Raw genomic sequence first — 9,865 nt, 5'->3', positions numbered from 1 at the left:
GAGCCAGGATCAAACTCTCCATAATAGAGAACTTAAAAAGCTCATTTTGTTTTGCTGGCATCATCATTAAATGATGTCAAAATTGTTTTGCTATCAAACTAACAAGTTAGTCTTTCAAGCTGTATGTCTTAACGTTTTGCATGTTCAGTTTTCAATGTTCATGTTGTGTTTTTGTTGCTGTGTCGTTTTGGCGACTTAATCATCTTAACAAATCTCATTATCGATGTCAACAACTTTTTTATTTCTTTTTTTCAAGAAGTCAGTAATGAAAATGACAACTTGATAACTATACCACCTTGTAAAGGCAATGACAAGATATTTCCTTAACTTTTTTTCAAAAACTTTTTCCTTCAACGCTTTGCACAACATATAGTAGATGTTGCGAAATTGGGATACTATAACTAGTAGTACCCCTCCTCAGATGGAAGAGGCCGGGTGGTTCGTCTGCGGAAAGCGAGGTTCTTTTCCCTAACTCGATTTTTCTTACTTTCTATTTAAAAGAAAAAAGACTGCAGGCAAACTCGTTTTTCAAGTTTGTCTACAGTCTGAAGAAAAACACGAAGCCTTTCTCTTTTTTTATTAATTATTATAAGAAAATAAAGTAACCAAGGAACACTGCCCATAAACCATACATGATCGGGTGGACTTCTTTAACTCGTCCTGCAACGATCATTGTAATTGGATAGAATAAGAATCCAATTGCTATACCAGTTGCAATAGAATAAGTTAGTGGCATTGCGATAATTACGAAGAATGCCGGAACTGCAGTTTCAAACTTAGTCCATTGAATATTTCCTAAAGAAGATACCATTAAGACTCCAACGACGATTAATGCCGGTGCAGTTACATAAGAAGTAATTACACTTAATACTGGATAGAAGAATAATGATAGCAGTAATAGTACCCCTGTCACTACTGCTGCAAAACCTGAACGTGCACCTGCTGCAACTCCAGCAGTAGATTCAACATATGAAGTAGTAGTAGAAGTACCAGCTACCGCGCCTGCTGTTGTAGCAAGTGCATCTGCTAAAAGCGCTTTTCCTGCACGTGGTAGTTTGCCTTCTTTCATTAAACCTGCTTGGTTTGCTACAGAAATTAATGTACCAGCTGTATCAAAGAAGTTAACAAATAAGAAAGTAAGCACAACGATTAAGAATTGTGATGTTAGTAAAGCAGAAGGATTATTAATAATTGGGTCAAGCGCTGCTCCAAAAGTCGGTGCCATGCTTGGGATCTTTCCTACAACACCATGCGGAATAGGTACTAAACTAAATATCATCCCTACTATAGAAGTAATTAGCATACCGTAGAAAATACCGCCTTTAATGCCTTTTACCATCATTATTAAAGTAATTAAAAGTCCAAAAATCGTTAGTAAAATATTTGGGTCTGTTAAATCTCCTAAACCAACTAATACATTATCATTTTTAACTATAATCTTTGCATTTTGTAGACCAACAAAAGTTATGAATAAACCAATACCTGCTCCAACGGCATACTTTAATTCAGTTGGAATGGCATTAATAATTGTTTCACGAATACCAGATAATGAAAGAAGAATGAAGATAACACCTGCAACAAAAACACCTGTTAAAGCTACTTGCCAAGGAATACCGAATTTCAGTACAACTGTATAAGCAAAAAATGCATTAAGTCCCATACCCGGCGCTAATGCGATCGGATATTTCGCTAACACTCCCATCAAAATAGAACCAATAGCTGCTGCAATTGCAGTTGCTGTAAATACAGAGCCTTTATCCATATACATAAAATCAGGTAAACCCGGAACACTCTCTAAAGATAATGTCATTGGGTTTACTACTAGGATGTACGCCATCGCTAGGAAAGTCGTGAACCCCCCAATGATTTCGCTACGGTAGTTCGTACCTAGTTCATCAAATTGAAAATACTTTTTCATGTGATCCTCCATTTTTTGTGCCTATAACGAAAGAAAAGCATACAACCATTGAAAAAGGTCGTATGCTTGAATATCTCTAATAAGTGATAGAAAAATACTGGTCACTCATCGTAGTCGAATCATTTACGGTGATTCGGTAGAGACTTTTGGGCCTTATTCCCAACGTTATACGACGACATAATTAAATTATATAAGTAATATAACATTGTCTTTTTTGAAAATCAACACTAAATACGAACATTTTTCAATATAAACATACAATAGTTCGTCATTTAACACTTTTAGTATTTTCTATGATGATAAACCTAGTCTTGTTATTAGAGAAGTAGTGTAATACTTAGTTTAATCCGGAAATTTAATTGAAATTTCGAAACATTTTTACTTTTCATTCGTCGTTAACATTAAGAAAGAGACACTTTGAATAGGAGGGGGATTTTTAGTGACTTTATATGATCCAATATATATTTTTCTACTTTTTGTTGTAGTAGCTTTGATTTTTATAGGTTTGTTTTTACATATTATCTTTGCTTACAAATTTAATGTTATAGGGTACTTCTTCATTATTTGTGCGACAGGAATTTTTTTACTAATAGTGAAGTACATGTTTGATTCAGGGATCTATGCAGATGAGCAATCTAGCCTTCTTTTAGGAATTGGCTTTTTGGAATTAACTTTACTTGCATTTCCTTATATTTTTCTAGTTCTAGCTCTGCAAATAGGAAGAAAGCAAAAAAGACAATCAGAAACAAGCTGATTATTTAGCGTCTTTATTCTCAATGTATTTAAATTTCCTCCTTGTAATTGCTGATTCAATTGAAAATCATCTAATAACTCCATAATAAAAGACCCCCTTTCATCCACAATGATGTGAATAAAAGAGAGTCTCATTTGAAATAAAGTTGTTACTGGTGAACGAATTTTTCATTCGGCCAGAAAACGTCTGGTTAACCCCTGTTTAAACATTATTATTTTGAATAATGGCTATATCGTTTCAATGTCAAAATCAATTAGTGAGGAATGGATATCTGATGACGAATTTTTTGTCACCAAATCTGTATCATCAATAGAAAAAAAAGAACTTCGAATAAGAAAAACATAGGGAGATTTTAGTCTTCCTATGCTTTCATTCATATTATTTATCTGTTTGTTTTTGCTTTTTTTTCAAATACTCCGCACGTATTTTTTCAAGTTGTTGCTTTTTATCAAATTTGGCAGGCTTGTGTTTTTCATGATACTTTGCCACAGCCACCTGACCTTTGGTGTCCAATTGATATTTCCCCACTTTGTTCACCTACTTTTCTTGTCTTTAAAGAGAACTATTCAACAAATATAATATACCTTATTTTACTGAAGTAAACCTTTTTACTTTATTACTTATCTTTACGACCTTAAATTTGCTGATTCATTTTAAAGTCAACAATCAAGTCGCTAATTTTCACTAAAACAAAAAACCTCTTCCAGTTATTTGTTATAAATAACTAAAAGAGAGTTTAATTTTTGAAATATAAATAGTTGTACGTTAATCATTGATTTACTTAACAATCTACGTTAGACATTGATATGACTGTGTTTATAACCTGTTTAGTTTATATTACTGAACAGTCCTATTCCCACTCAATAGTAGCTGGTGGTTTACTCGTAATGTCATACACTACGCGGTTAATGTGAGGTACTTCGTTTACAAGACGGATACTTACTTTTTCTAGTACATCCCATGGGATACGTGCCCAGTCAGAAGTCATACCATCAATAGAAGTTACTGCACGGATACCGATAGCATAGTCGTATGTGCGAGTGTCACCCATTACTCCAACGCTACGGATATCAGGAAGGACAGTGAAGTACTGCCAAATATCACGATCTAAACCAGCTTTCGCGATTTCTTCACGAAGAATTGCGTCTGATTCACGAACGATTTGTAATTTTTCTTCTGTTACTTCGCCAAGTACACGGATGCCTAAACCTGGTCCTGGGAATGGTTGACGCCAAACAATTGCTTCTTCAAGACCAAGTTCTAATCCAAGTGCGCGAACTTCGTCTTTAAACAATGTTTTTAATGGCTCGATTAACTTGAACTGCATATCTTCCGGTAATCCACCTACATTATGGTGAGATTTAATTGTTTGTGCTGTTGAAGTACCAGATTCAATAATATCGGTGTAAAGAGTACCTTGAGCTAAGAAATCCATACCATCTAATTTAGAAGCTTCTTCATCAAATACATAAATGAATTCGTTACCGATAATTTTACGTTTCTGTTCAGGATCAGAAACTCCAGCTAATTTATTCATAAAGCGCTCACGTGCATCGATTTTAATAACCTTCATATTAAAGCCTTCTGTGAAAGTCTTCATAACTTGCTCAACTTCGCCTTTACGGTTTAAGTTATGATCAACAAACATACAAGTTAATTGGTCACCGATTGCTTTGTGAATTAATACTGCAACTACAGAAGAATCTACTCCACCGCTAAGTGCACAAAGAACTTTTTTGTCGCCAACTTCAGCACGAATTTTTTCAATTTCCATTTCGATAAAGCTTTCCATTGTCCAATCGCCAGTTGCGTGACAAACGTCAAATACGAATTGACGTAGTAATTCAATACCATAAATAGAATGTCTTACCTCTGGATGGAATTGAACTGCGTAAAATTGCTTCGCTTCATTTGCCATTGCAGCTACTTCACATGAAGGACTTGTTGCAATTACTTCAAACCCTTCAGGTGCAACTGTTACATGGTCTCCGTGACTCATCCAAACAATTTGATCGGTTGGAAGTTGTCCAAATAAAGCCGTTGCATTTTTTACATTGATTTCTGCTTTACCATATTCTCTATGAGCAGCTTTTTCCACTTTTCCACCGAAATGTTGAGACATTAATTGCATCCCGTAACATATCCCTAAGATTGGTACACCAATTTCATAAATCTCTGGATCAATATGAAAAGCATTTTCATCATATACAGAGTTGGGACCACCGGAGAAAATGATTCCAGTAGCATTCATTTTCTTTAAATCTTCCGCACTAACTGTATGTGGGTGTAGTTCGCTGTAAACTCCAAATTCACGTATACGGCGAGTGATCAATTGATTATATTGACTACCGAAATCTAGAACGACAATTTTTTCTTGTTCTTTCAACAATGGAGTTGAAGACATTAGCATCCACCTCTTCTAATAATTGATCCAAATTGCATTTCTCATCACTCAGATATTTCCCCTGTTTTGTAGAGTAAACTTCTGTAATTTTAGTTGTAGGATTTAACTTATTCAGTATTCTTTAGGATGTCCTGAATAAGATTAAAAAAACGCGTAAGAAAGTATTTCCACTCTCTACGCGTTTATGTTCTCTACATTAAAAAGGTGAATGCAAATGTCAAAAAAGACATGACTGCACTCACCTTCATAGTCAAGTTATTATTGGTAACTTGGTAGAGACATCCGAACCATATTATCGGACATATACGAGGGCAATTGGTCAATTTAATTTGACCTTAGTTTACAGGTTATCGAGCTTAAAATCAACCGCTTAGCTGATTGATTAAATTTTCCCAACTTTCTCTCATTAACCTGTAGTTTATTTCTTCACGATCGCCACCATAGATTCCTTTTTCATAAACGCTTGTTAACTTTCTCATATGATTGCCACCAAAATCAGCATCAATCTTTTTAGCATAATCTGATAATGTTTGTCCTTGTTCTTTCTCAGCCCCATATAACTTAAGTTGCTTTAATAACTGATGATACATTTTCTCGAATGTCTCCCAATCATTTTTACGCATACGATAATATGGAATTAACACTTTAGAAATCCACTTTCTTCTATAGTGATAAGCTAATAAGCTAATAAAGAACAAGCCAACACATGACCAAATAATCGTTACTTTTCGTTCAGTAACCCATTTTACACTATCACTCATCATTTTTGTGAAGCTTTTTGACACTTCAGCTTTCTCTATTTTTGTTTCTTCTTTTATTGGCTGCTTTTTAACGGGTGGAACTGGAATATCAGATTCTGTTGTTCCCGTATTTAAATCATAATCTAAGTTTGCACTATTTGAAAAAGTAATCGTTGGTTCAAAGTACATCCAACCTACTCCTGGAAAATACGCTTCCACCCATGAGTGTGCGTCATTATTCGTTACTTCATAAACAGGAACATTGTCATCTCTTCGGACAATTTTCCCTGCGGCAAATCCCTTTACCCACCTCGAAGGTATACCAATGGATCTTAACATGACAACCATAGAACTCGAGAAATTATCACAATACCCTATTTTGGTATCAAATAAAAACTGATCCACATAATCTGTTTTCCCTTTTGGAATTGAAGCTAATTTTTGATCATAACGAAATCCATTTCTACTAAAATATCGTTCAATAGATTTTGCTTTTTCATACAAACTAGCTTTGTCGGCTGTAATAGAAACAGCTAATTCATTTACTCGTGAAGGAAGGTTTTCCGGTAGCTGTAAGTATCGATCAAACTCACTCGTTAGACCATCTAGACTCTCAACTGTAGCTCCTCGGAGTGCCTTTAAACTATAAATAGGTTCACTATAAGAAGTTACATAAGAATTAAGTGGTATTGTGCTGCCACCAAAGAAGGATAACATTTTTTGATTTGTTTCATTTAAAGATAATGTTACAGCTTCTTCGCTATTTATAGATTTTATTCCGTAAGGTTGCATAATAAAATCGAATTCTTGCATCATTGAGATATTCGCAGTAGCCGTCGATTCCTCACTACCAGGTGCAATATCAGAAGTGATTGGGGCTCCTAATTCATAACTAATGATTTGTGGATCAATTTTTGATTGTATCCATCCTTTGGAAGTGTACGTATCCTTCGTCTCGACTTTCCAATACTGTTTTCTTGGAACAGTCGCATAAAACACAGGAGTGTCATCACCAAGGAATGCCCCGCCTAACAATTCATCGTTTTCTCCATAACCCACTTTACGAGCAAGACTTGCGCCACCATCTTTATATCCAGTTGCGGAAGGACTAGAAGAAGTAAGAAATGGAACAGGATCGGGCCAACTAGGACCTGCCTTAGGTAGTACATACGCAATAATTCCACTTACCGCTATCAACCCAAAAAGACTTACAAACGTTCCTAATAAGAATCTTCCATTTGTTTGAACATTATTTTCAGACATTACCTTCTGTGCATACAACAAGCCACTAATAATAAATCCAGTGACTAATACAATAATGATACTTTTCTCACCATTATAAGTACTAAAAGTATCTAAAATAGTAATAAATAAAACTGTTAATAGGAAGAACAGCATTACATTTTTTCTTACTCGAATCCAGTAGTTCAATAAATAAGTGGTCATCCACAATAAAATAAAAAACAATAAAGTACGAAAAGCATCTGTCACAGTAAGCCAATCTTGCGATACTAATGCCTTTAAATTTCCCCATATCATATTAAGTAAATATAAAATCGTATCAGTTGAGAAAAAAGGTAGGTCTGTATAGAGATAAATAAGTACCAAACTTATAAACACCAATTTTAAAGGTATTACAATTTTCCAAGTTATCTTCAAAAAATAAAGTAAAAAAGAAATGCCCAAAAACAAGCAAAATAGCTTCAAATAATCTGTATCCGTCAATTCAATCACTGGTTTGAGCCATTCTGTCAATAAAATAAAAACCAAAAAGTAAATTAATATGGAGAAAAATGATTTTGGTGTTTCTTTATTCATGTGCGATTCACCTCCAAAAATGCTTTGGCAAACCGTTCTTTCGTAATAATATGGATATTAATCCTTCTACTTGCAGCGTACTGATGTAACTTAATTTCATCCACCGTTAACTTGATATCTTTTTGTTTTACAATAAAACAAGTACATTGACGTAAATTACTCGCCGTTTTTTGAATACTATCTATCCACTCATATGACAGATTACTAGTAATATATATAAGAGATGTTGTTAGAGCAATAGATGAATCATTTAATATTACTTGCTCAATTGGCTTTTTCAAATCTGCCTGTACCTTTGTTAAATGATATAACACGCGGTGTAGCTGCTCCTCATTTTGTACCGTAGGAATATATAACCTGGTTTCACCAATAGAAAGGAATGAACTTTGAGAATGATTTCGCACAATCGCTTGCATGATTGAAGCAGTTAAATCCACCATATCCTCGAACATAGGAGAAGGATTACGATCCATTAGTACAAACAACTCCTGCGATTGTCGATCTTCAAATTCTTTCGTCTTTAATGTTTGTGTGCGGGCAAAAGACTTCCAATGAATCCAAGAAACTCGGTCTCCTGGTTGATAAGTACGGACACCTGTCGCCATCGAAGTATCCTTCATTGTTTGAATTCTGGATACTGTAGCTCCTTGGTCATACCTCGTTTCTATTGGTATATACACCATTTCAGTCAAATTTGGAAAAACTAAAATCTTTTTCTTGTTAGGAATAAATGCTTCTTTCGAAACCCAACCGAACAAATCACTGACTCGGATAATTACTCCTTCCAGTTCATGTTCTCCACGAAGAATATGTTCTATCTCGTAAGTCCACTTAAATTCTTTTTTCATTCCCCAAAACTTAATTTGCTTAGTCGTTGTTTGTTGTAAACTACTACTTACCTTCTCCTCAAACGATGTATACATTAGAGGAAAACGATTTTTTCTTTTCACTTGAATAGTTGCTGAAAACCTACCACCACTATATACTTTACGTGTTTCAATCGTTCTTTCTACTTCAATGTTAGATATAGAATAAAAAAACAGCAGAATAGAATAGACTGATAGAGGAATGACTAAGTAAAAAAGAAACCAACTTACAAAGCCTCCTTGAAACATTGCATAGATAAAAGCAGAAACTAGAAGGAGAATGATAATAAGTACGCCTTTTAGATGCTTTACACCTTTCATCATTGATTTATTTTCCTCTTAATTGGGACAGGGGTCCTTTTGACAATTCGAGAAAGAACTTCTTCTGTAGAAATTCCATCATAGCGAGCTTCCGGTCTTAGCATAATTCGATGGCAAAATACAAATGGGACCAAATATTGCACATCATCCGGCGTTACATAATCTCTACCTCGAAGCATAGCAAAGGCTTGAGAGGCTCTCATTAAAGCAATAGAACCACGGGGACTAACCCCAAGGTAAATATATGTATCCTCTCTTGTCCGGCTAGCAAGGTCTACAATATATCCTTTTATCGTGAAATCTACTTTCACATCTTTCACTTTCTTTTGAAGTTCAATTAACTCTTCTAATGAAACAACAGGCTCTAACTCCTCAATTGGCATTCTTTTTTCTAATCTATTTAATACTTCTATTTCTTCACTTGGATGTGGATAACCCATTTTTAACTTCATTAAAAAACGATCTAATTGTGCCTCTGGAAGTGGATAGGTACCTTCGTGCTCAATTGGATTTTGAGTAGCCATAACGAAAAATGGCTTAGGTATCGGCATAGTAATCCCATCTATTGTGACAGACGCTTCTTCCATTCCTTCTAATAAAGCTGATTGAGTTTTTGGTGAAGTTCGATTTATTTCATCTGCAAGCACTATATTCCCTAGTATCGGGCCAGGTCTAAACTCAAATTCCATTTCTTTCGGGTTATATATGGAAACTCCCACTACATCAGACGGCAATAAATCTGGAGTAAACTGAATTCGTTTAAAATCAGCACCAATGGATTTTGCAAGTGCACGAACCATCATTGTTTTTCCTACTCCTGGCACATCTTCTAATAGTACATGCCCATCTGCAAGCAACGCGATTACTGCGAGCTCGGCAATATTTTTTTTCCCAATCATCACTTTTTCTATATTAGAAATAATGGATTGAATTTGTAATTGTTCATTCATATGATTTCCCCCAACATCTACTATTGATAGATTAGTTCGAAAATTAATACAATACTTAATTAGCATACCGAAAATTACAATATAATACAATTAG

The 9,865-nt window shown here is 34.8% G+C and carries 7 protein-coding genes and 2 riboswitches; of the genes, 1 reads left to right on the top strand and 6 read right to left on the bottom strand.

What is annotated here, in order from left to right:
* Positions 1-586: 586 nt before the first annotated feature.
* Positions 587-1,918, bottom strand: coding sequence for an NCS2 family permease (locus tag ACFVR1_RS14115; protein ID WP_387584903.1), 1,332 nt, complete (start codon positions 1,916-1,918; stop codon positions 587-589).
* Between the two features lie 91 nt (positions 1,919-2,009).
* A riboswitch (purine riboswitch) is annotated at positions 2,010-2,111 on the bottom strand.
* Between the two features lie 246 nt (positions 2,112-2,357).
* Here ACFVR1_RS14115 and ACFVR1_RS14110 point away from each other — a divergent pair.
* Complete coding sequence (locus tag ACFVR1_RS14110) at positions 2,358-2,672, top strand: hypothetical protein (protein WP_387584902.1); 315 nt, start codon at positions 2,358-2,360, stop codon at positions 2,670-2,672.
* 378 nt (positions 2,673-3,050) lie between these two features.
* On the opposite strand, the gene ACFVR1_RS14105 is transcribed toward ACFVR1_RS14110, so the two are convergent.
* From ACFVR1_RS14105 to ACFVR1_RS14085, 5 genes are all read right to left on the bottom strand, one after another.
* A complete protein-coding gene (locus ACFVR1_RS14105; protein ID WP_340925378.1) occupies positions 3,051-3,185 on the bottom strand; it encodes a hypothetical protein in 135 nt (44 codons plus the stop codon).
* A 337-nt stretch (positions 3,186-3,522) separates the two neighbouring features.
* Positions 3,523-5,076 (bottom strand): glutamine-hydrolyzing GMP synthase, encoded by a 1,554-nt coding sequence (guaA, locus tag ACFVR1_RS14100; RefSeq protein ID WP_387584900.1) that lies wholly within the window; start codon positions 5,074-5,076, stop codon positions 3,523-3,525.
* 227 nt (positions 5,077-5,303) lie between these two features.
* Positions 5,304-5,405, bottom strand: a riboswitch (purine riboswitch).
* Between the two features lie 33 nt (positions 5,406-5,438).
* Positions 5,439-7,634, bottom strand: a complete 2,196-nt coding sequence (locus tag ACFVR1_RS14095) for a DUF4129 domain-containing transglutaminase family protein (protein ID WP_387584899.1) — start codon at positions 7,632-7,634, stop codon at positions 5,439-5,441.
* Entirely contained in the window at positions 7,631-8,824 is a 1,194-nt protein-coding gene (locus tag ACFVR1_RS14090; protein WP_387584897.1) for a DUF58 domain-containing protein, read from the bottom strand. Before ACFVR1_RS14090 ends, ACFVR1_RS14095 begins: the two co-directional genes overlap by 4 nt.
* Positions 8,821-9,771, bottom strand: coding sequence for an AAA family ATPase (locus tag ACFVR1_RS14085; protein ID WP_387584895.1), 951 nt, complete (start codon positions 9,769-9,771; stop codon positions 8,821-8,823). Before ACFVR1_RS14085 ends, ACFVR1_RS14090 begins: the two co-directional genes overlap by 4 nt.
* Positions 9,772-9,865: the final 94 nt, after the last annotated feature.

Origin of the sequence: Psychrobacillus sp. NPDC058041 (assembly GCF_042885655.1) — a bacterium.
Lineage (GTDB): Bacteria > Bacillota > Bacilli > Bacillales_A > Planococcaceae > Psychrobacillus.
This window is presented reverse-complemented; position numbering and strand designations above follow the sequence as displayed.